Origin of the sequence: Aerococcus sanguinicola (genome assembly GCF_001543145.1) — a bacterium.
GTDB classification, from domain to species: Bacteria; Bacillota; Bacilli; order Lactobacillales; family Aerococcaceae; genus Aerococcus; species Aerococcus sanguinicola.
This window is the reverse complement of the sequence record NZ_CP014160.1, coordinates 676,132-699,237: the sequence shown is the minus strand read 5'-3', so window position 1 is coordinate 699,237 and position 23,106 is coordinate 676,132. Positions and strand designations below refer to the sequence as shown.

The following is a 23,106-nucleotide window of genomic DNA, read 5'->3' as shown; positions in this document are numbered from 1 at the left end:
TAAGTTCCCGTCTTATGATAAACTAGGGATAAAGACCAAAATTATATAGAGAGGAGAGGATCGCATTAAAAGAAGACTTTATATCGTTCTGGGTTTTCTTTCCTTCATAATTGGAGCCATCGGAGTCGTCCTGCCAGTCCTGCCGACAACGCCCCTCTTGCTGCTTTCAGCCTGGTTCTTTGCCAGAAGTTCTGAGCGTTTTCGTGCATGGTTGGAGAGCACCCGGCTTTACCAGATTTATGTGGGAGAATATCAGCGAACGGGTGGAATTCGCTGGCGGAAGAAATGGCAGATTCTAATCTTTACTTACTTGGTCATGGGAATTTCGATTTACTTCGTTCCCCTGTGGCCAGTACGGGTTTTCATCATCATCTGTGGCTTGTGTTTTGGCTACTTCCTCTTCTTCCGTATTAAGACCATTCGTTAAGAGGAGGGATAACAGTGAAAGAAGAGAAGACAAGGATTCGCCTGATGGGTACCTGGATTGATCTCTATGTCCGCCATGACCAAGCTAAGGCTCTTCTAGCGCGGGCGGTCCAAAAGCTCTATGATTATAATGAGCGTTTCTCGGCCAATGATCCCAATTCACAATTGATGCAGGTCAACCAGAGGGCAGGCCGCTCTGCTCGGGCAGTCGATCCAGATCTCTTTGAATTGATTAAGCTAGGTAAGGCAGAGAGCATTGCTTCTAAGGGCCGCTTAAATATTGCCATTGGCCCCTTAGTCAAGCTTTGGGGGATAGGTTTTGAAGGAGCTCATAAGCCTAGTCACCAAGCAATCGAAGCTTGTTTGGAAAGGATTGACCCCAGGCAAATTGCGTTGAATGAGGCCAGCCATGAAGTTTACCTCGCTAGGCAAGGGATGGAGATCGACCTAGGGGCACTGGCCAAGGGCTATTTTGCGGACCAGATTATGGACGATTTTATCCAAGCTGGTGCCCAGTCGGCCATGATTAACCTGGGAGGCAATGTCAAGGTTTATGGCCCTCCACCCAAACGGCCGGAGCTTAGGGATTGGCGGATTGGCATCCAAGACCCCCGCAAGCCAAGAGGTCAGAACTGTGCTGTCCTCCAGGTCCACAACCAATCTGTGGTCACTTCAGGAGGCTATGAGCGCAAGTTGGACGTCGATGGCCATTCTTACCAGCATATTTTTGACAGCCGGACGGGTTACCCCGTGGAGAATGAACTGGCGAGTGTGAGTGTGCTGGCTGACCAGTCGGTGATGGCAGAGGTTTGGACCACCCGGCTCTACCCACTAAGCTTGACCGAAATCCAAGCAGAATTAGCCCAAGCCAAAGACTATCAGGCCCTCGTTATCGATAAGCAAGGTCGTCTCCTTGCTAGCCGCGGCCTCTTAGATCATTTACAAGTTTTGAAATAAGCTATATAGAAAGGAAGGCAGTTATGAAAAAAATTGCAGCCATTGTTGGCACTAATTCGAAGCAATCAACCAACCGGGATCTTTTAAACTATATGAAGGACCACTTCAAAGACCAGGCCCAATTCGATATCATTGAGATCGATGGTCTGCCCCTCTTTGCTAAAAATGAGGAGGGCAAGGTGCCAGAACTCGCCCTTAAGATTGGCGAGCGAATCGACCAAGCCGATGGGGTGGTCATCAGTACGCCGGAGTATAATCATTCGATTACCTCAGCCCTAACCAATGCCTTGCACTGGTTGTCCTACCACCAATACCCACTGGCTGATAAACCGGTGATGATCACTGGCGCTTCATATGGTCGATTGGGCTCTTCCCGGGCTCAGATGCACCTGCGTCAGATCCTGGATTCGCCAGATATTCGGTCGCGTGTTATGCCGAATGAAGAATTCTTACTTGGTTTCTCCTTGCAAGCCTTCGATGAAGATGGCGCTTTGAAGGATCCTGGGGAGGTTAAGCAGCTGGAAGAGATGTTTGATTCTTTCCTTAGATATATTGATAATACGAATGAATTTGTAGCGAATAATGCAGATGTTAAGGCAGAAGTGAAGAACTTCTCCTGGCAAGATGAAGCAGAGAAAGGAGACGCCTAATGAGAATAGTAGGAATTGTTGGATCAGCAGGTGATAAGTCATATAATCGCCAATTACTTCATTATATTCAATCCGAATTTGATGACCTATTTGATTTGGAAATTGTAGAGATTAAACACCTCCCCCTCTTCAACCAAGACCATCCAGAACTTATGGTGGAAGGCCCTCTGCACACTATCAATCGTAAAATTCTCCAAGCAGATGGGGTAATTATCGCAGTGCCAGAGCATAACCATACCATCCCTGGGCCCTTGAAGAGCTTATTGGAATGGCTATCCTTTACCGTTCATCCGCTTAAGAATAAGCCGGTTAAGATTGTGGGGGCCTCTTATTTAGACCAGGGGACTTCTCGGTCTCAGCTCCACCTCCGTCAAATTTTAGAAGCGCCAGGCATCGACGCCCTGGTTATGCCGGGTCAAGAATTCCTCTTGGGGAATTGCCAAACAGCTTTTGATGCCGAAGGACGCTTGAAGGACCAAGAAACGGCTAATTTCCTTCGTGAATCCTTAAAGAAATTTATCAAGTATGTCGATGCCCTCAAACCACTGGAATACACCCACAGCTTCCCAGATGAGGACCTAACCGCTCAGAAGGGAACGGATACAACAATTGAGGGGGTCGATATGACCGACCCAGAATGGGTGGAGAAAGCAGCGGAGAAAGTGGGCGCAGTGTCAGGGGACACCTATGTGAAATTAGACCGCGGTCTACTGACAGTCGACCAACTCAATTGGTTCCTGAAAACCATCCCTCTAGAATTAACCTATGCGGATGAAAATAACCAATACCTCTATTACAACCGGAACAAGCCAGGTGAAGAGATGTTCGCCTCTCGCTTTGAACCGGATGTTGGGAAACCTCTAGGCAACGTTCACCCGCCACGGACCTATAAGAATGTTTCCTGGGTCATCTCCCAACTCCGTTCAGGGAACCTGGATGGGGTCCATGTCCATGTGCCAATCCACAAAGATCATTATGTGGTCCACAACTATGTGGCCATGCATGACGAAGACGGCAAGTATCGGGGGATCAACGAACACGTCCTCGACTTACAACCTGTGATTGATTGGTACTTAGAACAAACTGGCCAAGAGCTAGTGGGTTCAACTGATGCAGATTCTGGTGCTTCCATGGGTGGTGCTTGGGGCACAGACGACGCAAAAGATTCAGATGCCGATAGTGGAGCTAGTGACAGTGAAGAGACAACCGATCTTTCTTCAGGTGCTAGTGAAGCACAAGCAAGTGGTGAAACGGATATTGATTCTGGTGCTTCAGAAGTATAAGCATATCATCGGGCTAAGCCTCCCTGGGAAACTGGGGAGGTTTTTTCTTATTTAGATCACTCAAAAGTCATTGCGACTCACTAGGTAGCGTTGCCTACAAATACTTGGTTTTTAAGTCTTAGAAAGAAATATAAAAAAATCGCGAAAAAGCTTGAAATATCCATTAAGTATCTGTATAATATTACGAGTGCCCACCAGAAAGGGCGCAAACCCATATAAATCAATGGGTTGAGGAGCTTTGATGCGTAAGGTTGCGACACGCCCGGACGCTTTGCCATAGAGGGCGGGCCGGTCATTTACGCGGAGCAAGTCAATTTATAAAAACTGACGAGGAGGAAACAAACATGGCAAAACAAAAAATTCGTATCCGCTTAAAAGCTTACGAACACCGTGCACTTGATCAATCAGCACAAAAAATCGTAGAAACAGCAAAACGTACAGGGGCAGAGGTTGCTGGACCAGTTCCACTTCCAACTGAACGTTCATTATTCACCGTAATCCGTGCGACTCACAAGTACAAAGATTCCCGTGAACAATTCGAACTACGTACCCACAAACGTTTAGTGGATATCGTAAACCCAACACCTAAGACGGTTGATGCGCTAATGAAATTAGACTTACCGTCAGGCGTTAACATTGAAATTAAACTTTAATTCCATTATCCTAGAGAAGTTGTATAACTTCGCATTCATATAGTTATCAAAATTAAAAAAATTACGGAGGTGTAATCATGACTAAAGGAATCTTAGGTAAAAAAGTAGGGATGACGCAATACTTCACTGAGTCAGGTGAATTAGTTCCTGTAACTGTTGTCGAAGTAACTCCTAACGTTGTGTTGCAAGTAAAATCTAATGAAACAGATGGTTACGAAGCAGTGCAATTAGGTTTCGACGATAAACGTGAAGTATTAGCTAACAAACCTGAAAAAGGTCATGTAGCAAAAGCAGAAACTACTCCTAAGCGCTTCATTCGCGAATTTCGTAATGTTGAGCTTGGAGAGTACGAAGTAGGTAAAGAAGTAACGGTGGATATCTTCCAAGCAGGCGACATTGTCGATGTAACCGGAACCTCTAAAGGTAAAGGTTTCCAAGGCGCGATCAAACGTCATGGTCAACAACGTGGTCCAATGTCACACGGTTCACATTACCACCGCGCAGCTGGTTCAATGGGTATGGCTTCTGATGCTTCTAAAGTATTCAAAGGCAAAGCTCTTCCAGGCCGCATGGGTGGCAACACCGTAACAATCCAAAACCTAGAAATCGTTAAAGTCTTAGTTGACCAAAACGCTATCTTAATTAAAGGTAACGTACCAGGTGCTAAGAAATCATTAGTAGAAATCAAAACTGCTAACAGCGCACAAGCCTAATAATTGAGGAAGGGAGGAATTTCAGAATGGCTAATGTAACAGTATTTAAACAAGATGGTTCACAAGCAGGCGAAATCACATTAAACGACAACGTGTTCGCAATTGAACCTAACGAAAACGCAATCTATGATGTTGTAATTATGCAACAAGCTTCTTTACGCCAAGGGACCCACGATGTGAAATCACGTGGTGAAGTAAGCGGCGGTGGCCGTAAACCATGGCGTCAAAAAGGGACTGGCCGTGCACGTCAAGGCTCAATCCGTTCTCCTCAATGGGTAGGCGGTGGCCGCGCATTCGGACCAACTCCACGCTCTTACCAATATAAATTACCTCGCAAGGTACGTCGTTTAGCACTTAAATCTGTGTTATCACAAAAAGTTGCTGAAGGTAATTTAATCGTTGTGGACGCTTTAAACTTCGAACAAGCGAAAACTAAAGAATTCAAAGCCGTATTAAACAACTTAAATGTTGACAGCAAAGTGCTTGCCGTAATCGATGCCGACAACCAAGAAGCAGCTCGTGCTGCCCGTAACTTGGCTAAGGTAACCGTTGTAGACGAAAAGAACGTGAACGTTTATGACCTCGTAAATAACGAAAAAGTTATCATTACGCAATCTGCACTTTCTGATCTAGAGGAGGTACTTGCATAATGACAGCACATGACATTATCAAACGTCCAGTCATCACTGAAGCATCTATGGATGCCATGGACGAAAACAAATATACCTTCGAAGTTGATGTAAACGCCAATAAAGCAGCAGTTAAACATGCCATCGAAGAAATCTTTGACGTAACTGTTGTTAAAGTAAACATCATGAACGTGAAAGGTAAATTAAAACGTATGGGTCGTTACGCTGGTTACACGCGTAAAACCCGTAAAGCAATCGTAACTTTAGCTGAAGGCGACGCAATCGAAATCTTCGGCGCAGAAGACGCAGAATAAGAATAGGAGGAAACGAACGTGGCGATTAAAAAATATAAAGCTACTTCTAATGGTCGTCGTAACATGTCAGGTTATGACTTCTCAGAAATCACCAAATCGACTCCTGAGAAAACACTCTTAGAAAAACAAAGCAAGCGCGCAGGTCGTAACAACCGTGGTAGCATCACAGTTCGTCACCACGGAGGCGGCCACAAGCAAGCTTACCGTATTATCGACTTCAAACGTAATAAAGATGATATCGAAGGTGTAGTTAAAGCAATCGAATACGATCCAAACCGTTCAGCAAACATTGCTTTAATCCACTACACTGACGGTGTGAAAGCCTACATCATTGCACCTAAGGGCCTTAAAGTAGGGACCCGCATCATGTCTGGTGAAAATGCCGACATCAAAGTAGGTAACGCACTTCCATTACGCTCTATCCCAGTGGGTACTGTTATCCACAACATCGAAACTAAGCCAGGTAAAGGTGGCCAATTAGTTCGTGCAGCTGGGACTAGCGCTCAAGTATTGGGTAAAGAAGACAAATACGTATTAGTTAAATTAAGCTCAGGCGAAGTTCGTATGATCTTAGGCACTTGCCGGGCAACAGTTGGTTCAGTTGGTAATGAACAACACGAACTAGTAACTGTTGGTAAAGCAGGTCGCTCACGCTGGTTAGGCAAACGCCCAACTGTTCGTGGTTCTGTAATGAACCCTAACGATCACCCTCACGGTGGTGGTGAAGGTCGTGCACCAATCGGACGTAAGGTTCAAATGACACCTTGGGGCAAACCTGCTCGTGGGATCAAGACTCGTGATAAGAACGCACGCAGCAATAAACTTATTGTTCGTCGTCGCAACAAATAGCACTTCCATTAAATAGGAGATACGAAAGGAGCCAAATATATGAGCCGTAGTATTAAGAAAGGGCCTTTCTGTGACGACCATTTAATGAAAAAAGTGGAAGCACAGCAAGATGCCGATAAAAAATCAGTAATCAAAACCTGGTCACGTCGTTCAACAATTTTCCCTAACTTCATCGGGTTAACCATCGCTGTTTATGATGGACGCAAACACGTACCAGTTTACATTCAAGAAGACATGGTTGGCCACAAATTAGGTGAATTTGTACCAACACGTACTTATCGTGGACATGCGAAAGACGATAAAGCAACACGTCGTTAAGATGAGGGGAGGAAATAAATAATGGCAGAACAAACAACTGCAAAAGCAACTGCAAGAACAGTTCGCATCTCTGCTCGCAAAGCACGCTTAGTTATTGATTTAATCCGTAACAAGACAGTCGGCGAAGCAATTGCTATTCTAAAGAACACTCCTCGTGCAGCATCGCCTGTAATCGAGAAAGTGTTGAACTCTGCAATCGCAAATGCAGAACACAACTATGACTTAGATGTTAGCAAATTATTTATCAGTGAAGCATATGTGAACGAAGGGCCTACAATGAAACGTTTCCGCCCTCGTGCAAAAGGTGGCGCATCAAGAATTAACAAGCGTACTAGTCACATCACTGTTGTGGTAAAAGAAGCAGGGGAGGAATAATTAGTGGGTCAAAAAATTAATCCTACCGGTTTGCGTATCGGAGTTATCAAAGACTGGGACGCACGCTGGTATGCAGAAAAAGATTACGCAGATACTTTGCATGAAGACTTAAGCATCCGTGAATACATCGACAAAGCCCTTAGCGAAGCTTCAGTTTCCAACGTAGAAATCGAACGTGCAGCTAACAAGGTTAACGTGAACATCCACACTGCTAAACCAGGTATGGTTATCGGTAAAGGTGGTTCAGAAGTTGATGCTTTACGTAAGAGCTTAAATAACTTAACAGGTAAACGTGTACACATCAATGTGGTTGAAATCAAGAACCCAGACTTAGATGCACGCTTAGTTGCTAAGAATATTTGCGAACAACTTGAAAACCGTGTGGCCTTCCGCCGTGCGCAAAAACAAGCTGTTCAACGTACAATGAAAGCTGGCGCTCAAGGGATCAAAGTTATGGTTTCCGGCCGTTTAAACGGTGCAGATATGGCGCGTTCAGAAACAACTGACGAAGGAACTGTTCCATTACATACTTTACGTGCAGATATTGACTATGCATGGGAAGAAGCAGATACAACTTACGGTAAGATCGGTGTCAAAGTATGGATTTGTCGTGGTGAAGTCCTTCCTACAGTAAATAATCAAGAGGAGGAATAGCATGTTAGTACCAAAACGTGTAAAACATAGACGTGAATTCCGCGGTAAAATGCGCGGCGAAGCTAAAGGCGGAAAAGAAATTGCTTACGGCGAATACGGTCTACAAGCCTTAGATTCAAAATGGATTACTAACCGTCAAATTGAATCTGCGCGTATCGCCATGACACGTTTCATGAAACGTGGCGGGAAAGTTTGGATCAAAATCTTCCCTCATAAATCATATACCGCAAAAGCTATTGGTGTTCGGATGGGTTCTGGTAAAGGTGCTCCTGAAGGATGGGTTGCTCCCGTTAAACGTGGGAAAATCATGTTCGAAGTAGGTGGCGTTCCTGAAGAAGTAGCAAAAGAAGCGCTTCGTTTAGCAATGCATAAATTACCAGTTCGTTGCAAAATCGTAAAACGTGAAATTGGTGGTGAACTGAATGACTAAATTTGAAGAAATTAAAAATTTATCCGCTGCTGAACTTGAAGCAAAGGAAAAAGAATACAGACAAGAGTTGTTCAATCTCAGATTCCAATTGGCAACAGGTCAGTTAGAAAATACAGCACGCATCAAACAAGTGCGCAAAGAAATTGCTCGTATTAAAACTGCTCTACGCCAGGAAGAATTAGCTAAGTAATCATCAGTGAAGGAGGGAACCCAGTAGTATGGCAGAACGTAAAAATCGTAAAGTATACCAAGGACGTGTCGTTTCTGACAAAATGGAAAAGACCATTGTTGTCCAAGTAGATACTTTTAAATTCCATCCAACTTATGGAAAACGTATTAAATACTCTAAGAAATATAAAGCACATGATGAAAACAATTCAGCAAAAATGGGTGATATTGTACGAATTATGGAAACACGTCCATTATCCAAAGATAAGCACTTCCGTCTTGTTGAAATCGTTGAAGAATCAGTTATCATTTAACAATTAACTGGAAGGAGGATACTTTAGGATGATTCAAACAGAAACTCGTATGAAAGTGGCTGATAACTCAGGCGCTCGTGAAGTTTTAACTATTAGTGTACTCGGCGGATCAGGCCGTAAAACCGCTAATATTGGTGACGTCGTAGTTTGTTCAGTGAAGAACGCTACACCAGGTGGCGTTGTTAAGAAGGGTGACGTTGTCAAAGCTGTTATCGTTCGTAGCAAGAGCGGGGCTCGCCGTGCAGATGGTTCATACATCAAGTTTGACGAAAATGCATGCGTGATTATCCGCGACGACAAGACACCTCGTGGTACACGTATCTTTGGCCCAGTTGCTCGGGAATTGCGCGAAAACAATTTCATGAAGATTGTTTCCCTAGCTCCGGAAGTATTATAATAAATAGATCAAAAAGGAGGTGCCCATCGATGCGTATTAAAACAGGTGATACTGTAATTGTGATTGCAGGTAAAGATAAAGGAACGCAAGCAACTGTTAAGCAAACTTTACCAAAACAAGATAAAGTCATTGTCGAAGGCGTAAACATTGTTAAGAAACACCAAAAACCTTCACAAGTTAACCCACAAGGCGGTATTGTGGAAGAAGAAGCGCCAATCCATGTTTCTAACGTTCAATTAGTAGATCCAAAAACGGGCGAAAAAACACGCGTAGGTATCGAAGAAAAAGATGGCAAACGTGTACGTGTAGCTCGTAAATCTGGCGAAGTAATTGACTAATACGGGAAGGAGGACAATAGAACATGACTAATCGTTTAAAAGAAAAATACTCAAACGAGATCGTACCAGCATTAATTGAAAAATTTAATTATAGCTCTCCAATGCAAACCCCTAAGATTGACAAAATTGTGATCAACATGGGTGTTGGTGACGCTGTAACCAACTCTAAGAACTTAGACAAAGCAGTTGAAGAGTTAACTTTAATTTCAGGTCAAAAACCAGTTATTACTCACGCTAAGAAATCAATCGCTGGCTTCCGCTTACGTGAAGGAATGCCTATCGGTGCAAAAGTAACCCTACGTGGTGAACGCATGTATGACTTCTTAGACAAGTTAATCACTGTTTCATTGCCACGTGTACGTGACTTCCGCGGGATCAGCAAACGTTCATTCGATGGCCGTGGGAACTACACTTTAGGTATCCGTGAACAATTAATCTTCCCTGAAATCGACTTTGACAACGTTGACAAAGTACGCGGGATGGATATCGTTATCGTTACAACTGCGAACACTGATGAAGAATCAAAAGAGTTATTAACTCAAATTGGAATGCCGTTCCAAAAATAATAGGAGGAGGGAATCGATTTGGCTAAAAAATCAATGATTGCGAAAAATAAACGCAAAGCAAAATATTCAACACAAGAATACACACGCTGCGAACGCTGCGGCCGTCCACACTCTGTTTACCGTAAATTCAAGTTATGCCGTATCTGCCTCCGTGAACTTGCCTATAAAGGACAAATTCCTGGTGTCAGAAAAGCTAGTTGGTAATCGAGAGTAATAAGTAAAGGAGGGTGAACAGGTAATGGTCATGACAGATCCAATCGCTGATTTCTTAACACGCGTGCGTAACGCTAATATGGTACGCCACGAGTCTTTTGAAGTTCCAGCATCAGCAATGAAAGTTGCAATCACAAAGATTCTTAAAGAAGAAGGTTACATCAAAGATTTCGAAGTCATTGAAGATGACAAGCAAGGTATCATCCGTGTCTTCATGAAATATGGTAAGAATAACGAACGTGTTATCACAAACTTAAAACGTATTTCTAAACCAGGTTTACGTGTATATGCGAAAACTGATGAAGTCCCTAAAGTCTTGAACGGTTTAGGAATTGCCATCATTTCAACTTCTGAAGGTGTTATCACTGATAAAGAAGCTCGCGCTAAAAACGTTGGTGGCGAAGTCTTAGCTTACGTATGGTAGGCCCTAAAAAATAAAATTGAAAGAGGTGCAGTCTAGATGAGTCGTGTTGGTAATAAACCAGTAACAATTCCTAGTAACGTAACCATCGATGTACAAGACCACACTTTAACCGTTAAAGGCCCTAAAGGTGAACTAACTCGTACATTCGATCCACAAATTACAATCAATGTAGAAGAAAACGAAATCACTTTCGAACGTCCTAACAACCAAAAGAATGTTCGCGCTTTACACGGGACAACTCGTGCTTTAGTTAATAACATGGTTCTAGGGGTTAGCGAAGGTTTCAAGAAAACCTTACTCTTACAAGGGGTAGGTTACCGTGCACAAGCCCAAGGTAACAAATTAACGCTGAGCGTTGGTCTTTCCCACCCAGCAGAGTTTGACATTCCTGAAGGCATCGAAGTTGATTTACCATCAAATACTGAAATTAACATTTCAGGTGCAGATAAAGACTTAGTAGGCCAATTCGCCGCTAACGTTCGTGAAATTCGTCGTCCAGAACCTTACAAAGGTAAAGGGGTACGTTACTCTGACGAACACATTATCCGCAAAGAAGGTAAAACCGGTAAATAATCTTAGGATTATCCTTACCTATCAAATTAAAGTAGAAAATAAGAGGTGAACCATTTTGATTAGCAAACCAGATAAAAATGTCTTACGTAAAAAACGTCACGCACGTGTACGTCGTCACATTTCTGGAACAGCAGAGTGCCCACGCTTGAGCGTTTTCCGCTCAAATAAACACATCTACGCTCAATTAATTGATGACGTAGCGGGTGTTACGCTTGCAAGTGCCTCTGATGGTGAAGAAACTGGGACAAAAGTTGAAAAAGCTGCAGCCGTTGGTAAGAAAATTGCCCAAGCTGCATCTGAACAAAATGTCAAAACCGTTGTCTTTGACCGTGGCGGTTACCAATATCATGGCCGCGTACAAGCTTTAGCTGACGCTGCACGTGAAAACGGACTAGAATTTTAGGAAAAGGAGGAAGCCATAACATGACAAACAAATTTGTACAAGTTAACGACCGTGAAATCGAAGATCGCGTTGTTGCTATCAATCGTGTCACTAAAGTAGTTAAAGGTGGCCGTCGCATGAACTTCTCCGCGCTTGTAGTAGTAGGCGACAAAGATGGACACGTTGGATTCGGTACAGGTAAGGCTGCTGAAGTTCCTGAAGCAATCCGTAAAGCGGTTGAAGCTGCTAAGAAGAACATGATCGAAGTTCCTCGCGCAGGAACCACTATCCCTCATGAAGTATTAGGTATTTTTAACGGGGGCAAAGTCCTCTTGAAACCAGCTAAGAATGGTTCGGGGGTTGCTGCTGGTGGTCCAGTTCGTGCCGTTGTCGAATTAGCAGGTATTGCAGATATCACTTCTAAGTCACTCGGATCAAACACTCCAATTAACATTGTGCGTGCAACCATCCAAGGGCTTAAAGAATTGAAATCTCCTGAAGAAATCGCTGAATTACGTGGTAAGTCAGTCGAAGAAATTTTAGGTTAAGGAGGCTTACAACATGGCAAAAGTTCAAATAACTTTAAAACGCAGTGTTATCGGTCGTCCAGTTGACCAAATCAAAACCTGTGAAGCACTGGGCCTAACCCGGACTGGTCGCACAGTTGAAAAAGAAACAAATGCAGCAATCGACGGAATGATCAAGAAGATTGCCCATTTAGTTGAAGTTAAAGAAGTAAAATAATACAATAAGAAATAAGGAGGTGCCTTGAAGATTATGAAATTACACGAGTTAAAAGCAAGTGAAGGATCACGTCATGTCCGTAACCGTTTAGGACGTGGGTCTGGATCAGGTAACGGTAAGACTTCAGGTCGCGGCCAAAAAGGTCAAAAAGCTCGTTCAGGCGGTAAAGTACGTTTAGGTTTTGAAGGTGGGCAAACCCCATTGTACCGTCGTATCCCTAAACGTGGTTTTACAAACATTAACCGCAAAGAATACGCCATCGTTAATATCGACGATTTAAACGTTTTTGAAGATGGGGCTGAAGTAACGCCAGAAGCTTTAGTTGAAGCTGGTCTTGTTAAGAATACCAAGAAAGCTATTAAAGTTTTAGGTGCTGGTGAATTAGAACGCAAACTAACCGTTAAAGCAGCTAAATTCTCAGCTACAGCTAAAGAAGCAATTGAAGCAGCTGGGGGCACAATCGAGGTGATCTAATGTTCACTACTCTGAAAGCTGTATTTCAGGATAAAGACGTTAGAAGTCGCATCCTCTTTACTTTGGGAATGTTAATTGTGTTCCGTCTCGGGACACATATAACAGTTCCAGGTGTGAATGCACAAGCGATAAATACGCTCGTTAATTCAGGGCTCTTTGGTCTGTTGAATACCTTTGGCGGCGGGGCCTTGCACAACTACTCAATCTTTTCCTTAGGGGTCTCCCCTTATATCACGGCTCAGATTGTGGTACAGCTTTTGCAGATGGACATTGTGCCAGCCTTTACAGAATGGTCGAAACAAGGTGAAGTGGGACGGCGTAAGCTGAATAAGTGGACACGCTATCTCTCTGTTCTTGTTTCTTTCTTCCAAGCCATTGCGATTTCGGTTGGCTTTAACTCCCTCTCGCAATTCGGCCTGATCAAGGATCCAGGAATGCTCACTTACTGCATTATTGCCTTGGTCATGACAGCTGGGTCCATGCTCGTTGTATGGATCGGGGAGCAAATCACCCAATTCGGTATCGGGAATGGGGTTTCTCTGATTATCTTCTCGGGGATTGTTGCTCGGATTCCCGGCGAAGTCCTCACCGCTGTTAAGAAAGGCTTAATTGATGTGACTGACCAAGCTCAGCTCACTCAAAATGCCATCTTTGGGGGTATTTTTGCCCTTGTTGCATTACTTCTAATTATCTTAGTTGTTTACGTCAACCAAGCTGAACGGCGTATTCCGGTACGCTATTCCAAACGGGCGAGCACAGTAGTGGAACAATCCCATATGCCGCTGAAGATTAACTCAGCCGGGGTTATTCCAGTTATCTTTGCCAGCTCCATCATCATGGTGCCACAAACGGTTCTCAGCCTCTTGTCGGCCCAGTTCTCAGATGCCGCTTGGTTCAAAACAGCAGAGACAGTCTTTAATCTCGAACAACCAATCGGGATGACCATATATGCGGTAACGATTGTACTCTTTACATTCTTCTATGCGCATATCCAAATTAATCCTGAACGCGTTGCCGAGAACTTCCAAAAATCAGGCGCTTATATCCCTAGTGTGCGTCCTGGTTTACCAACAGAACGTTATATTTCCAAGATGCTCAATCGTTTAAGCAGTGTGGGCTCATTATTCTTAATGATGATTGCCATCCTACCTCTAATGGGGTCCTATTTCTTTGATCTTCCACGAACGATTGGTCTTGGAGGGACAAGTTTACTCATCGTTGTCGGTGTCGCACTCGATACAGCTAAACAAATTGAAGGTCGCTTAATCAAGCGTCGCTATGTAGGCTTTATTCGCTAGTCAAGAATTGAAGTTCGGAGGATGGAAATGAATATTATTTTGATGGGGCTGCCAGGTGCTGGTAAGGGTACCCAAGCAGAAAAAATTGTGGCAACTTATGACATTCCACATATTTCAACAGGAGATATGTTCCGTCAAGCCATCAAAGACCAAACCCCACTCGGTAAAGAAGCTAAATCATACATGGACAAGGGTGGCCTTGTGCCAGATGAAGTAACGAATGGGATTGTTAAAGAACGTTTACAACAAGCAGACACAGAAGCTAAGGGTTTCATGTTAGATGGCTTCCCACGGACGCTCAACCAAGCTAAGGCCTTGGAAGAAATCCTGGAAGACATTAACAAGACCATTGATGCTGTCATTTATATCGATGTTGATCCTGAAGTCCTAGAAAAACGCCTAAGTGGTCGGATTATCTGTGGCAATTGTGGGGCAACCTTCAATGTCAACTTTAACCCTCCGAAAGAAGAAGGCGTCTGTGATCGCTGTGGGGCAGAAGAATTCTATACCCGCGACGATGATAAGGCTGAAGTGGTTAAGAATCGGATCGAAGTTAACCAAGAGCAACAAGCCCCAATCCTCGACTTCTACGAAAGTCAAGGTAAGGTTTACCGGGTGCCTGGTGACATCGGAATCGATAATGTCTTTAACGAAATCAAAAAGATCATTGAATAAAGTCTTGCATTAGATGTTCTTTAATGGTATAATGTTCAGGTTAATCCTATTGAGAACTTTTGAGATGAGTTTTTCTTCATGTTGTCGTGTCGCACATATGTGTAACGAGGAGGAAATATAGTGTCTAAAGAAGATATGATCGAAGTAGAAGGTACAGTCACTGAGACTTTACCTAATGCAATGTTCAAAGTCGAACTTGAAAACGGCGTAGAGATTCTTGCCCATGTGTCTGGGAAGATTCGTGTGAATTATATTCGAATTCTACCGGGTGACCGTGTAAAAGTCGAAATGTCTCCATATGATCTGACCAAGGGACGGATTACATATCGTTTCAAGTAATTTCTAAATGATATAAGGAGGTCAATCGTGAAAGTTAGAGCGTCTGTTAAACCAATTTGCGACAAATGCAAAGTGATTCGTCGTAATGGCAAAGTCATGGTAATTTGCCAAAACCCTAAACATAAACAACGCCAAGGTTAATAAAGGAGGTGCCAATCGAATGGCTCGTATTGCAGGTGTAGATATTCCACGTAACAAACGTATTGTCATTGCCTTAACTTACATTTATGGGATCGGGAACACAACAGCTAAAAAGATCTTAGCTGATGCTGGCGTTTCTGAAGATATCCGTGTGAATGATTTAAGCAATGATGAATTAGATAAGATTCGTGCAGAAGTTGATAAGATCAAGGTTGAAGGTGACTTACGTCGTGATGTCAACATGGACATCAAACGTTTACAAGAAATCGGTTCCTACCGTGGTATGCGTCACCGTCGTAACCTACCAGTTCGCGGTCAAAATACTAAGAACAATGCTCGTACCCGTAAAGGTCGCGGTGTAGCGATCCCAGGTAAGAAGAAATAATTAATTTAAAGTAAAGGAGGCAAGTTAATCAAATGGCTAAAGCAAAACGTCAAACACGTAAACGTCGCGTGAAAAAGAATGTTGAAGTTGGTGTTGCTCATATCCACTCAACTTTCAATAATACTATTGTTATGATTACTGATGAACATGGTAATGCAATTTCATGGTCATCCGCAGGTGCACTTGGTTTCAAGGGTTCCCGTAAATCAACACCTTATGCTGCCCAAATGGCTTCAGAAGCTGCTTCTAAGACTGCTATGGACCAAGGCATGAAGACTGTTGAAGTATCTGTTAAAGGCCCAGGACCTGGTCGTGAATCTGCAATTCGTGCTTTACAAGCTGCTGGTTTGGAAGTTACCTCAATTCGTGACGTAACCCCAATCCCACACAACGGTTGCCGTCCTCCAAAACGTCGTCGTGTATAGTACTGTTTTTCAAACAGCTTGCCGAAAACTTTTTGGAAGCAGTAGTGGTGCAAAATTCACGTTTTGAAAGGGGAATACTTGTAGATTATGATCGAAATTGAAAAACCAACTATTGAAACGATTGAGATCAGCGATGATAACAAATTTGGTAAATTTGCGATTGAACCATTAGAACGTGGTTACGGAACAACCTTAGGCAATTCCCTGCGTCGTATTTTACTCTCATCATTGCCTGGTACAGCGGTAACATCAGTTCAGATTGATGATGTTTTACATGAATATTCTACAATCCCAGGTGTCCGCGAAGATGTCACTCAAATTGTATTGAACATCAAGAAGCTTTCCTTGAAACTTTATGATGTTGAAGAAAAACAAGTCGAAATTGATGTAGTTGGCCCAGCAGAGGTCACTGCAGCGGATATTACGGCCGATGCTGATTTTGATATCATGAATCCAGACTTGCACATTTGCAGCCTCGAAGATGGAGCCCGTTTCCATATGCTGATGAATGTTCAAAATGGTCGTGGTTTTGTTCGCTCTGAACATAACAAATCAGAAAATATGCCAATTGGCGTAATTCCAGTAGATTCAATCTACACACCAATCGAAAAAGTTAACTACCAAGTTGAAAATATCCGTATTGGTGAAATTAACCAGTTCGATAAGTTGACTTATGATATCTGGACTGACGGGACGATAGCCCCTCATGAAGCGTTGAGTTTAGCTGCTAAGATTCTAACGGAACACTTGGCGATCTTCGTTGATATGACCAATGAAGCAAAATCTGCTGAAATCATGGTCGAAAAAGAAGAAACTCAGAAAGAAAAAATGCTCGAAATGTCAATCGAAGAATTGGATCTTTCTGTTCGCTCATACAACTGTTTGAAACGTGCAGGTATCAATACTGTGGATGAATTAACTGACCGAACTGAACAAGAAATGATGAAAGTTCGTAACTTAGGCCGTAAGTCACTCGATGAAGTCAAGAATAAGTTGGCTGCCCTCGATTTAAGCTTGCGCCAAGAAGATTAATTATAAAGTGAAGGAGGAATTCTCTGATGAGTTACCGTAAATTAGGTCGCACCAGCTCACAACGTAAAGCTCTATTACGTGATTTGACGACTGATTTAATTATCAATGAACGTATCGAAACTACCGAATCTCGTGCTAAAGAAATCCGTAAATCTACTGAAAAAATGATTACTTTAGGCAAGAAAGGTGACCTTAGCGCACGTCGTCAAGCTGCTAAATTTGTTCGTAACGAAATCGCTGATGTTCGTGCGGAAGATGATGACATCGTTATTGAAACAGCCTTACAAAAATTATTCAACGAGTTAGGCCCTCGCTATGCTGATCGTCAAGGCGGCTATACCCGTATTCTTAAGACTGAACCTCGTCGTGGTGACGGTTCTAAGATGGCGATTATTGAATTAGTGTAAGCCAGATGTATGTAGAGCGTTATGATGATGGGGTAACCCAAGTCTAGCTCTTTCACTTCCGGGGCAGGTGCTCCGGAAGTGAAAATATATCCTAATTCCAAAACACGAGCATCCATGTTATTGCATGAATGCTTTTTTTGTTATCAGGGTGTGAGCAGTTGCGTCCAGACTTGAATGACTGGAGCCCAAACGGAAAAGAGCGGCTTTAGCCGTTCGTTCCGATTGGGTGAAGTCACTTCAAGTCTGCAACTGCGAACCCGACTATATCAGGGTGTGAGCAAAGGCGGTTAGAAAAGGATGACTGGAGGCAAAAGGGATAAGAGCGGCTTCAGCCGGTCGTTTCCTTTTGCTGAAGTCACTCCTTTTCTGCCTTTGCAAGCCCGACTATACCAGGGTGTGAGAGGATGCGGGAGAAAGGGACCTCTGGAGTAAAAAGACAGAGAAGGCTGCAAGCCTTCGACGTCCTTTTACGAAGAGGAGCCCTTTCTGCATCCTCGAACCCGACTACAGGGTGTGAGGGCTGGCGAGAGTACAATAGCAGCTAGTTCTTGTCTATGTTCTCGCCCTAGCCATAGTCAAGCACGACGAGTGTGGCTTAATCAAGGTGAAGCCACAATAAAAGGTTAGGAATGTGTGTAAATCCTTGCCAAGCCACAAGCAAGTACTGCGAATGTGGGTGACTGAGTTCTAGCCCACAATCGAGAAGGGCAACTGTGGCTTAACAGGAAGCCAGCCACAGTTAAGTCCCCTAAGTGTGGCTGGCAGCGTCTTAGTTCGATCTGGAGGGGAAGTCAATACGCCTTGCCGCTTTTTAAGCTAACTTGAATGTGTCATAAGTTCAACTGGTCGCTTATTTATAAAATTAAGGAAAATAATCTGGAATTTTGAAGACAGTCAGGCGCTTTAGTGCTATTATTGGATTATTATCGATGAGGAGGGGCAACTTTGTCCAAACGTAAATATTTTAGACCCTTTGATAGCCTACGCTTTCTGTCGATGCTGGCTATTATTTTCTATCATTATACAAAACACCTCCTACCAGGGGGCTTTTTAGCTGTAGACATCTTCTTTATCCTCTCGGCCTTCTTAATTAGCGGGCGGATGGAGAAGGGCTATCAGATGACGGGAGAATTCCCGCGTTTTTGGTCGACTTTTTTCAGGCGGCTGGGACGACTCTTCCGGCCCATGCTCTTCGTCCTGGTGGTGGGGACTTGCTATCTCTTGGTCTTTCGTTTTGACCTCTTGACTAATCTGCCACGCATGTTCTTCTCCAGCTTGGTCTTTGTCAATAACTGGTCGCAGATCCTAGCGGGAGGGTCGTATTTTGCTGATTTCGCTCATCCTTCGATCTTCACCCATCTCTGGTACTTGAGCATGTATGCCCAGTTTCTCTTCTTGTGGCCGGCCCTGGTTCGTTTGGTCAGGCCCCATTTAAAGTCTGCCAAAGAGGCTTCCTTTTTGTACTTCATCCTAGCTGTTCTGAGTGCTATTCTGATGGCGGTACTTTTTGATCCGGGGAAGGACCCGAGTCGCGTCTATTACGGGACGGATACCCGACTCTTCAGTTTTGCCTTAGGGGCCGCAGCTGGAACAATGATGCAGACGGATAAATTCCGTCAGATCATCAAGAAGGGGGCCACTTGGTTGACTTCGCTCTTGACCTTGGGCATCGGGGGCCTCATTTTCTTCATGATGCGCTATTTAACGGATTCCTGGAGTCTGACCTACTATGGCGGGATGTTTGTCTTTGACCTCTTAGTGCTTGCCTTTCTGGTCCTCTTAACCCTGCCAGGCAACTTGATCACTAGGGTCTTGCGCTTCCGTCCCTTATCTTGGTTAGGTCAGATGACTTATGGGATGTATCTCTTCTACTATCCTGTCTTTATCATCTTCCGTTCAGCGCCTAAGTCGTCTAACTTCTTCGTCTCTTCGATTGCTTGGCAGCTGGCTCTCATTATTCTGCTTGGGGCCCTGACCCATATTGTGGTGGTCCACCGGAAGGCCTATGTTCCTATCTTCAACCGGCCTAAGGGAGTCCCCCTCCAGTTAAAATCAGGCTTCAGAGCGGCCTTGTCCTCTCAGACTCCTCTAGCTAGCCGGATCGCCTTCTGGGCCTATCTCGCGATGCTAGTGGGGACTGGAGTCGCGCTCGCCCTGGCACCGATTGAACATGAAACGGCCGACCAGATCCGCCAGGCCGAAGAGCAAAAGGCTGCGCTGAAGAAGCAAAACCAAGCTATCGCCCAGGGTAATGTATCGGATCCGGCCAGCGAAGAAGAAATAAAAGCCTATATCGACCAATTGCCAGCCGACCAACAGGGCTTCCTCTCCTCGCTTCCTAAAGAACAGGTGCAGATGGCCCATAACCTCCAGGCGACTTTTATCGGCGATTCCTTGCTCTTAGGAGCTTCTGAAGTCCTGTCGATTACTTATCCTAATTCCTATATCAGTGCGGAAGTGGGCCGGCAAGTCTATGCCATTGCGCCGGTGATTGAACAGCTTAAAGCCAACCAGGCCCTCTTTAATCCAGTGGTCATTAACTTGGGAGCTAATGGCGGCTTTTCCAGCCAGCAAATCGTGGATATGGTGGAACAGATCGGCAAGGACCGGACGATTTACTTGGTCAATACCCATGTTAACCGGCCTTGGTGCGACGAGGTGAATGCCAATCTCAAGACTGCCGCTGATCAATTAGGGGATAAGGTTCACTACCTGGATTGGAATGCCTACTTCAATAGTCAGGAGGCCGCACCGAGCTGGCTAGGCGACGATGGGGTCCACTTCAATGATGAAGGCCGTAAGCAGTGGGTGGCCTTTGTGACCCGGGCTATCTATGAATCGGAGCACCAAGAACTACCTGAAGATAAGGAAAAGAAGAGCCAAGATTGACCCTCGCTTCATAAGTTTATGATTGCAGTCTTAAGCATTTTAGCGTAAACTGTAAGTATCACCTTAATATGTGGCAGGGTTGACCATTCAGCCTTTAGAGGCGGTTTGGCAACTCAACTGATTAAACAAAGAATAATGGACTCTGCCGGACTTGCGGTAGGGTCCTTTTAATTAAGGAGGCAGCTATGGAAGATACGATCGTTCGTGTCGAGGACTTAATCTTTGCCTATCAAGAAGACCAAGAAAGGCCCACTATCCAGGGAGTATCCTTTGAAATTAAACGGGGCGATTGGCTAGCCGTTATTGGCCATAATGGGTCAGGGAAATCGACCTTGGCTAAGCTCATCGATGGGCTCCTGGAGGCCCAATCCGGCCATATTTATGTGGACGGTCAAGAACTTTCCGAAGAGACGGTGTGGGAGATCCGCCAAAAGATTGGCTTTGTCTTCCAGAATCCGGATAACCAGTTTGTCGGGGCGACAGTAGAAGACGATGTGGCCTTTGCTTTAGAGAATGCAGGCATTCCTAGAGACGAGATGGTTGAACGGGTCAATCGGGCCTTAGACCAGGTCAATATGACCCAGTACAAGGACCGGGAGCCTTCTAGCCTATCTGGTGGACAGAAGCAGCGGGTGGCTATTGCGGGCGTCCTCGCCTTACAACCAGAAGTGATTATCTTGGATGAAGCGACGGCCATGCTAGATCCAGAAGGCCGACATGAGGTCGTCTCTTTGATGCAGGACATTAAGGAGAGTCAGGAGATGACGGTCCTATCCATTACTCACGACCTCAATGAAGCTGCTATGGCAGATCAAATCTTTGTCGTGAACCGGGGGCAAATCGTCAAAAAGGGCCGCCCGGAAGAAATCTTTAAGGAAGGCCAGGCCCTGGTTGAGATGGGCTTGGATGTTCCCTTTGCCGAACAATTAAAGGAGGCCCTCCAAGCACGGGGGCTTGACATGCCAGAAGCTTATTTAACGGAAGAAGGGTTGGTGGACTATCTATGCAAATTGAATTCGACCAGGTAGGCTTTGCTTATGGCGCAGGGACAGCCTTTGAGATGCAGGCCCTGCATGATGTCAGCTTAACCATCCCAGATAAGAGCTTTACAGCCTTGGTTGGCCATACAGGTTCAGGCAAGTCGACAGTGATCCAACATCTCAATGCCTTGCTCCTTCCTAGCTCTGGAGAGGTCCGTTTGGGCCATTTTGTTCTAAACTCGGAAAGTAAGGGTAAGGGATTGAAGGACTTGCGTGCTAAAGTCGGCATGGTCTTTCAATTTCCGGAATCCCAACTCTTTGAAGAAACCCTTTTGGCCGACGTTATGTTCGGGCCTAAGAACTATGGTGCTAGCGAAGAAGAGGCTCGGGAACGGGCCTTGGAAGCCTTAGATTTAGTGGGCATTGCTCCTGAGCTCCATGACCGGTCTCCCTTTGAATTATCGGGCGGCCAGATGCGCCGGGTGGCTATTGCCGGGATCCTCGCCATGCAACCGGAAGTGCTCGTCTTGGATGAGCCGACTGCCGGTCTGGACCCTAAAGGCCAAAAAGAAATGCTGGAAATGTTCTACCAGCTCTACCAGGACAAGGGCTTGACAGTGGTTTTGGTCTCCCACCATATGAATGACGTGGCTAAGTATGCCAACCATGTCATCGTTATGGAGGGCGGTACTTGTATCCGCTCAGGTCGTCCTGAAGAGATTTTTCAGGATCCTGACTGGCTCCACCAGCACCAGTTGGACTTGCCGGATAGCCTGCACTTTGCCCGGACTTATGAAGCTCAAACGGGCAGGGCCTTAAGCGGGACAGCTCTGACAGTGGACCACTTAGCCGATGCTATCCTGACAGATTTAGGAAGGGGGCTAGACTCCAATGAAGGATAAATTTATCCTAGGGCGTTATTTACCGGGGAATTCCTTCATCCACCGCTTAGACCCGCGTGCTAAGTTGCTGGCTATGGTTCTTCTCCTGATCTTTATTTTCTTTGCTAATAATGTTTGGTCCTATGCCCTCTTATTTGCCTTTGTCATGTTTATGGTGGCTTTGACGAATATTTCCCTGTCGGTCTTTATCAAGGGCTTACGTCCCATGGTGGTCTTGATTCTCTTTACGGTGATCTTGCAGCTCTTCTTCACCCGGACAGGGGAGGTTATTTGGCAGTGGGGCTTCCTAGTTTTGACCAAGGATGGCTTGATGAATGCGGCCTTTATCTTCTTGCGCTTTGTCTTGATTATCTTTATTTCAACCTTGCTCACCCTGACCACCCAGCCCTTAGCCATAACCGACGCTCTCGAAAGTTTATTTTCACCTTTCCGTAAGGTCTTACCTGTCCACGAGATGGCGCTTATGCTCTCCATCGCTCTGCGCTTCGTTCCGACCTTAATTGATGAGACGGATAAAATTATGAATGCCCAGCGCGCACGGGGCGTGGACTTTAATGAAGGCAATCTTTTTGAACGGGTGAAAGCCTTTATTCCAATCTTAATCCCGCTCTTTGTCAATGCCTTTAACCGGGCTTATGACCTAGCTACGGCTATGGAGGCGCGGGGCTATCGCGGGGCAGAAGGACGAACCAAGTACCGGGAATTGACCTGGCAGGGCCGAGATACCCTATCGCTTGTCGTGGTAGGTCTGGTCTGCCTAGGGCTTCTTTTCCTTAAAGATTAAGGAGG

Annotated in this window: 37 protein-coding genes; all 37 read left to right on the top strand. The window is 44.8% G+C overall.

Annotated elements, in window-relative coordinates; genetic code table 11:
* The first annotated feature begins 64 nt into the window (after nucleotides 1–64).
* The 37 genes from AWM72_RS09185 (at nucleotide 65) to AWM72_RS03045 (ending at nucleotide 23,101) form a co-directional block, all read left to right on the top strand.
* Nucleotides 65–427, top strand: a complete 363-nt coding sequence (locus AWM72_RS09185) for a YbaN family protein (RefSeq protein WP_083272383.1) — start codon at nucleotides 65–67, stop codon at nucleotides 425–427.
* A gap of 44 nt (nucleotides 428–471) precedes the next feature.
* Entirely contained in the window at nucleotides 472–1,383 is a 912-nt protein-coding gene (locus AWM72_RS03210) for an FAD:protein FMN transferase (RefSeq protein WP_067976538.1), read from the top strand.
* A 23-nt stretch (nucleotides 1,384–1,406) separates the two neighbouring features.
* Entirely contained in the window at nucleotides 1,407–2,033 is a 627-nt protein-coding gene (locus tag AWM72_RS03205) for an NADPH-dependent FMN reductase (protein WP_067973061.1), read from the top strand.
* Entirely contained in the window at nucleotides 2,033–3,316 is a 1,284-nt protein-coding gene (locus AWM72_RS03200) for an NADPH-dependent oxidoreductase (protein WP_067973058.1), read from the top strand. The genes AWM72_RS03205 and AWM72_RS03200 overlap by 1 nt, the downstream gene beginning before the upstream one ends.
* A 344-nt stretch (nucleotides 3,317–3,660) precedes the next feature.
* Nucleotides 3,661–3,969, top strand: a complete 309-nt coding sequence (gene rpsJ / locus AWM72_RS03195; protein WP_067973054.1) for a 30S ribosomal protein S10 — start codon at nucleotides 3,661–3,663, stop codon at nucleotides 3,967–3,969.
* 77 nt (nucleotides 3,970–4,046) lie between these two features.
* Nucleotides 4,047–4,682 (top strand): 50S ribosomal protein L3, encoded by a 636-nt coding sequence (gene rplC, locus AWM72_RS03190; RefSeq protein ID WP_067973051.1) that lies wholly within the window; start codon nucleotides 4,047–4,049, stop codon nucleotides 4,680–4,682.
* Nucleotides 4,683–4,708: 26 nt separating this feature from the next.
* Entirely contained in the window at nucleotides 4,709–5,332 is a 624-nt protein-coding gene (gene rplD / locus AWM72_RS03185; protein ID WP_067973048.1) for a 50S ribosomal protein L4, read from the top strand.
* Nucleotides 5,332–5,625, top strand: coding sequence for a 50S ribosomal protein L23 (gene rplW, locus AWM72_RS03180; RefSeq protein ID WP_067973045.1), 294 nt, complete (start codon nucleotides 5,332–5,334; stop codon nucleotides 5,623–5,625). The genes rplD and rplW overlap by 1 nt, the downstream gene beginning before the upstream one ends.
* 18 nt (nucleotides 5,626–5,643) lie before the next feature.
* A complete protein-coding gene (gene rplB / locus AWM72_RS03175; RefSeq protein WP_067973042.1) occupies nucleotides 5,644–6,474 on the top strand; it encodes a 50S ribosomal protein L2 in 831 nt (276 codons plus the stop codon).
* 39 nt (nucleotides 6,475–6,513) lie between these two features.
* Nucleotides 6,514–6,792 carry a 30S ribosomal protein S19 gene (gene rpsS / locus AWM72_RS03170; RefSeq protein WP_067973039.1) on the top strand — a complete coding sequence of 93 codons (279 nt, stop codon included), beginning with the start codon at nucleotides 6,514–6,516 and terminating at the stop codon, nucleotides 6,790–6,792.
* A gap of 21 nt (nucleotides 6,793–6,813) precedes the next feature.
* Complete coding sequence (rplV, locus tag AWM72_RS03165) at nucleotides 6,814–7,167, top strand: 50S ribosomal protein L22 (protein WP_067973036.1); 354 nt, start codon at nucleotides 6,814–6,816, stop codon at nucleotides 7,165–7,167.
* Between the two features lie 3 nt (nucleotides 7,168–7,170).
* The gene (gene rpsC, locus AWM72_RS03160; protein WP_067973033.1) at nucleotides 7,171–7,821 is read left to right on the top strand and encodes a 30S ribosomal protein S3; all 651 of its coding nucleotides are present in this window, start codon (nucleotides 7,171–7,173) and stop codon (nucleotides 7,819–7,821) included.
* 1 nt (nucleotide 7,822) lies between these two features.
* Nucleotides 7,823–8,251 carry a 50S ribosomal protein L16 gene (rplP, locus tag AWM72_RS03155; RefSeq protein ID WP_067973029.1) on the top strand — a complete coding sequence of 143 codons (429 nt, stop codon included), beginning with the start codon at nucleotides 7,823–7,825 and terminating at the stop codon, nucleotides 8,249–8,251.
* Nucleotides 8,244–8,441 carry a 50S ribosomal protein L29 gene (gene rpmC, locus AWM72_RS03150; RefSeq protein WP_067973027.1) on the top strand — a complete coding sequence of 66 codons (198 nt, stop codon included), beginning with the start codon at nucleotides 8,244–8,246 and terminating at the stop codon, nucleotides 8,439–8,441. Before rplP ends, rpmC begins: the two co-directional genes overlap by 8 nt.
* A gap of 28 nt (nucleotides 8,442–8,469) precedes the next feature.
* Nucleotides 8,470–8,733 (top strand): 30S ribosomal protein S17, encoded by a 264-nt coding sequence (gene rpsQ, locus AWM72_RS03145; protein WP_067973024.1) that lies wholly within the window; start codon nucleotides 8,470–8,472, stop codon nucleotides 8,731–8,733.
* 28 nt (nucleotides 8,734–8,761) lie between these two features.
* A complete protein-coding gene (gene rplN, locus AWM72_RS03140; RefSeq protein WP_067973021.1) occupies nucleotides 8,762–9,130 on the top strand; it encodes a 50S ribosomal protein L14 in 369 nt (122 codons plus the stop codon).
* 29 nt (nucleotides 9,131–9,159) lie between these two features.
* Entirely contained in the window at nucleotides 9,160–9,468 is a 309-nt protein-coding gene (gene rplX, locus AWM72_RS03135) for a 50S ribosomal protein L24 (RefSeq protein WP_067973017.1), read from the top strand.
* Between the two features lie 23 nt (nucleotides 9,469–9,491).
* Nucleotides 9,492–10,034 carry a 50S ribosomal protein L5 gene (gene rplE, locus AWM72_RS03130; RefSeq protein ID WP_067973015.1) on the top strand — a complete coding sequence of 181 codons (543 nt, stop codon included), beginning with the start codon at nucleotides 9,492–9,494 and terminating at the stop codon, nucleotides 10,032–10,034.
* Between the two features lie 18 nt (nucleotides 10,035–10,052).
* On the top strand, nucleotides 10,053–10,238 hold the full coding sequence (locus tag AWM72_RS09180) for a type Z 30S ribosomal protein S14 (protein WP_083272384.1): 186 nt from the start codon (nucleotides 10,053–10,055) through the stop codon (nucleotides 10,236–10,238).
* 34 nt (nucleotides 10,239–10,272) lie between these two features.
* Nucleotides 10,273–10,671, top strand: a complete 399-nt coding sequence (gene rpsH / locus AWM72_RS03125) for a 30S ribosomal protein S8 (protein ID WP_067973014.1) — start codon at nucleotides 10,273–10,275, stop codon at nucleotides 10,669–10,671.
* Between the two features lie 36 nt (nucleotides 10,672–10,707).
* Entirely contained in the window at nucleotides 10,708–11,244 is a 537-nt protein-coding gene (gene rplF / locus AWM72_RS03120; protein WP_067973011.1) for a 50S ribosomal protein L6, read from the top strand.
* A 55-nt stretch (nucleotides 11,245–11,299) separates the two neighbouring features.
* A complete protein-coding gene (gene rplR / locus AWM72_RS03115; RefSeq protein WP_067973008.1) occupies nucleotides 11,300–11,647 on the top strand; it encodes a 50S ribosomal protein L18 in 348 nt (115 codons plus the stop codon).
* Nucleotides 11,648–11,667: 20 nt separating this feature from the next.
* On the top strand, nucleotides 11,668–12,174 hold the full coding sequence (gene rpsE, locus AWM72_RS03110; protein ID WP_067973005.1) for a 30S ribosomal protein S5: 507 nt from the start codon (nucleotides 11,668–11,670) through the stop codon (nucleotides 12,172–12,174).
* A gap of 13 nt (nucleotides 12,175–12,187) precedes the next feature.
* Nucleotides 12,188–12,370 (top strand): 50S ribosomal protein L30, encoded by a 183-nt coding sequence (gene rpmD, locus AWM72_RS03105; protein ID WP_067973002.1) that lies wholly within the window; start codon nucleotides 12,188–12,190, stop codon nucleotides 12,368–12,370.
* Nucleotides 12,371–12,403: 33 nt separating this feature from the next.
* Nucleotides 12,404–12,844 (top strand): 50S ribosomal protein L15, encoded by a 441-nt coding sequence (rplO, locus tag AWM72_RS03100; protein WP_067972999.1) that lies wholly within the window; start codon nucleotides 12,404–12,406, stop codon nucleotides 12,842–12,844.
* Nucleotides 12,844–14,142, top strand: a complete 1,299-nt coding sequence (gene secY / locus AWM72_RS03095; protein WP_067972997.1) for a preprotein translocase subunit SecY — start codon at nucleotides 12,844–12,846, stop codon at nucleotides 14,140–14,142. Before rplO ends, secY begins: the two co-directional genes overlap by 1 nt.
* A gap of 27 nt (nucleotides 14,143–14,169) precedes the next feature.
* Entirely contained in the window at nucleotides 14,170–14,817 is a 648-nt protein-coding gene (locus tag AWM72_RS03090) for an adenylate kinase (protein ID WP_067972994.1), read from the top strand.
* Between the two features lie 120 nt (nucleotides 14,818–14,937).
* A complete protein-coding gene (gene infA, locus AWM72_RS03085; protein WP_067972992.1) occupies nucleotides 14,938–15,156 on the top strand; it encodes a translation initiation factor IF-1 in 219 nt (72 codons plus the stop codon).
* 27 nt (nucleotides 15,157–15,183) lie between these two features.
* Nucleotides 15,184–15,297, top strand: a complete 114-nt coding sequence (gene rpmJ / locus AWM72_RS09175) for a 50S ribosomal protein L36 (RefSeq protein ID WP_083272385.1) — start codon at nucleotides 15,184–15,186, stop codon at nucleotides 15,295–15,297.
* Between the two features lie 19 nt (nucleotides 15,298–15,316).
* Nucleotides 15,317–15,682 carry a 30S ribosomal protein S13 gene (gene rpsM / locus AWM72_RS03080; RefSeq protein ID WP_067972988.1) on the top strand — a complete coding sequence of 122 codons (366 nt, stop codon included), beginning with the start codon at nucleotides 15,317–15,319 and terminating at the stop codon, nucleotides 15,680–15,682.
* A 32-nt stretch (nucleotides 15,683–15,714) separates the two neighbouring features.
* Nucleotides 15,715–16,107, top strand: coding sequence for a 30S ribosomal protein S11 (gene rpsK, locus AWM72_RS03075; RefSeq protein ID WP_067972985.1), 393 nt, complete (start codon nucleotides 15,715–15,717; stop codon nucleotides 16,105–16,107).
* Nucleotides 16,108–16,194: 87 nt separating this feature from the next.
* The gene (locus tag AWM72_RS03070) at nucleotides 16,195–17,139 is read left to right on the top strand and encodes a DNA-directed RNA polymerase subunit alpha (protein WP_067972982.1); all 945 of its coding nucleotides are present in this window, start codon (nucleotides 16,195–16,197) and stop codon (nucleotides 17,137–17,139) included.
* A 26-nt stretch (nucleotides 17,140–17,165) separates the two neighbouring features.
* Nucleotides 17,166–17,546: a 50S ribosomal protein L17 gene (rplQ, locus tag AWM72_RS03065; protein WP_067972980.1), complete on the top strand. Its 381-nt coding sequence runs from the start codon at nucleotides 17,166–17,168 to the stop codon at nucleotides 17,544–17,546.
* 945 nt (nucleotides 17,547–18,491) lie between these two features.
* Nucleotides 18,492–20,435 carry an acyltransferase family protein gene (locus AWM72_RS03060; RefSeq protein ID WP_067972976.1) on the top strand — a complete coding sequence of 648 codons (1,944 nt, stop codon included), beginning with the start codon at nucleotides 18,492–18,494 and terminating at the stop codon, nucleotides 20,433–20,435.
* Nucleotides 20,436–20,620: 185 nt separating this feature from the next.
* A complete protein-coding gene (locus AWM72_RS03055) occupies nucleotides 20,621–21,463 on the top strand; it encodes an energy-coupling factor ABC transporter ATP-binding protein (RefSeq protein ID WP_067972973.1) in 843 nt (280 codons plus the stop codon).
* Nucleotides 21,439–22,317 (top strand): energy-coupling factor ABC transporter ATP-binding protein, encoded by an 879-nt coding sequence (locus tag AWM72_RS03050; RefSeq protein WP_067972970.1) that lies wholly within the window; start codon nucleotides 21,439–21,441, stop codon nucleotides 22,315–22,317. The genes AWM72_RS03055 and AWM72_RS03050 overlap by 25 nt, the downstream gene beginning before the upstream one ends.
* Nucleotides 22,307–23,101 (top strand): energy-coupling factor transporter transmembrane component T family protein, encoded by a 795-nt coding sequence (locus tag AWM72_RS03045; protein ID WP_067972967.1) that lies wholly within the window; start codon nucleotides 22,307–22,309, stop codon nucleotides 23,099–23,101. The genes AWM72_RS03050 and AWM72_RS03045 overlap by 11 nt, the downstream gene beginning before the upstream one ends.
* The last annotated feature ends 5 nt before the right edge of the window (nucleotides 23,102–23,106 follow it).

Coding starts and splice junctions, on each gene's coding strand:
- rplD (WP_067973048.1), top strand. CDS start 4,709: ATGGCTAATGTAACAGTATTTAAACAAGATGGTTCACAAGCAGGCGAA.
- rplF (WP_067973011.1), top strand. CDS start 10,708: ATGAGTCGTGTTGGTAATAAACCAGTAACAATTCCTAGTAACGTAACC.
- rpsS (WP_067973039.1), top strand. CDS start 6,514: ATGAGCCGTAGTATTAAGAAAGGGCCTTTCTGTGACGACCATTTAATG.
- AWM72_RS03205 (WP_067973061.1), top strand. CDS start 1,407: ATGAAAAAAATTGCAGCCATTGTTGGCACTAATTCGAAGCAATCAACC.
- rpsE (WP_067973005.1), top strand. CDS start 11,668: ATGACAAACAAATTTGTACAAGTTAACGACCGTGAAATCGAAGATCGC.
- rpmC (WP_067973027.1), top strand. CDS start 8,244: ATGACTAAATTTGAAGAAATTAAAAATTTATCCGCTGCTGAACTTGAA.
- rpsM (WP_067972988.1), top strand. CDS start 15,317: ATGGCTCGTATTGCAGGTGTAGATATTCCACGTAACAAACGTATTGTC.
- rplE (WP_067973015.1), top strand. CDS start 9,492: ATGACTAATCGTTTAAAAGAAAAATACTCAAACGAGATCGTACCAGCA.
- AWM72_RS03200 (WP_067973058.1), top strand. CDS start 2,033: ATGAGAATAGTAGGAATTGTTGGATCAGCAGGTGATAAGTCATATAAT.
- rplO (WP_067972999.1), top strand. CDS start 12,404: ATGAAATTACACGAGTTAAAAGCAAGTGAAGGATCACGTCATGTCCGT.
- AWM72_RS03210 (WP_067976538.1), top strand. CDS start 472: ATGGGTACCTGGATTGATCTCTATGTCCGCCATGACCAAGCTAAGGCT.
- AWM72_RS03045 (WP_067972967.1), top strand. CDS start 22,307: ATGAAGGATAAATTTATCCTAGGGCGTTATTTACCGGGGAATTCCTTC.
- AWM72_RS03070 (WP_067972982.1), top strand. CDS start 16,195: ATGATCGAAATTGAAAAACCAACTATTGAAACGATTGAGATCAGCGAT.
- rplC (WP_067973051.1), top strand. CDS start 4,047: ATGACTAAAGGAATCTTAGGTAAAAAAGTAGGGATGACGCAATACTTC.
- rpsH (WP_067973014.1), top strand. CDS start 10,273: ATGGTCATGACAGATCCAATCGCTGATTTCTTAACACGCGTGCGTAAC.
- rpsJ (WP_067973054.1), top strand. CDS start 3,661: ATGGCAAAACAAAAAATTCGTATCCGCTTAAAAGCTTACGAACACCGT.
- rplW (WP_067973045.1), top strand. CDS start 5,332: ATGACAGCACATGACATTATCAAACGTCCAGTCATCACTGAAGCATCT.
- rpsQ (WP_067973024.1), top strand. CDS start 8,470: ATGGCAGAACGTAAAAATCGTAAAGTATACCAAGGACGTGTCGTTTCT.
- secY (WP_067972997.1), top strand. CDS start 12,844: ATGTTCACTACTCTGAAAGCTGTATTTCAGGATAAAGACGTTAGAAGT.
- AWM72_RS03055 (WP_067972973.1), top strand. CDS start 20,621: ATGGAAGATACGATCGTTCGTGTCGAGGACTTAATCTTTGCCTATCAA.
- AWM72_RS03090 (WP_067972994.1), top strand. CDS start 14,170: ATGAATATTATTTTGATGGGGCTGCCAGGTGCTGGTAAGGGTACCCAA.
- rplQ (WP_067972980.1), top strand. CDS start 17,166: ATGAGTTACCGTAAATTAGGTCGCACCAGCTCACAACGTAAAGCTCTA.
- rpsK (WP_067972985.1), top strand. CDS start 15,715: ATGGCTAAAGCAAAACGTCAAACACGTAAACGTCGCGTGAAAAAGAAT.
- rplX (WP_067973017.1), top strand. CDS start 9,160: ATGCGTATTAAAACAGGTGATACTGTAATTGTGATTGCAGGTAAAGAT.
- rpmD (WP_067973002.1), top strand. CDS start 12,188: ATGGCAAAAGTTCAAATAACTTTAAAACGCAGTGTTATCGGTCGTCCA.
- rplP (WP_067973029.1), top strand. CDS start 7,823: ATGTTAGTACCAAAACGTGTAAAACATAGACGTGAATTCCGCGGTAAA.
- rplN (WP_067973021.1), top strand. CDS start 8,762: ATGATTCAAACAGAAACTCGTATGAAAGTGGCTGATAACTCAGGCGCT.
- rplV (WP_067973036.1), top strand. CDS start 6,814: ATGGCAGAACAAACAACTGCAAAAGCAACTGCAAGAACAGTTCGCATC.
- AWM72_RS03050 (WP_067972970.1), top strand. CDS start 21,439: ATGCAAATTGAATTCGACCAGGTAGGCTTTGCTTATGGCGCAGGGACA.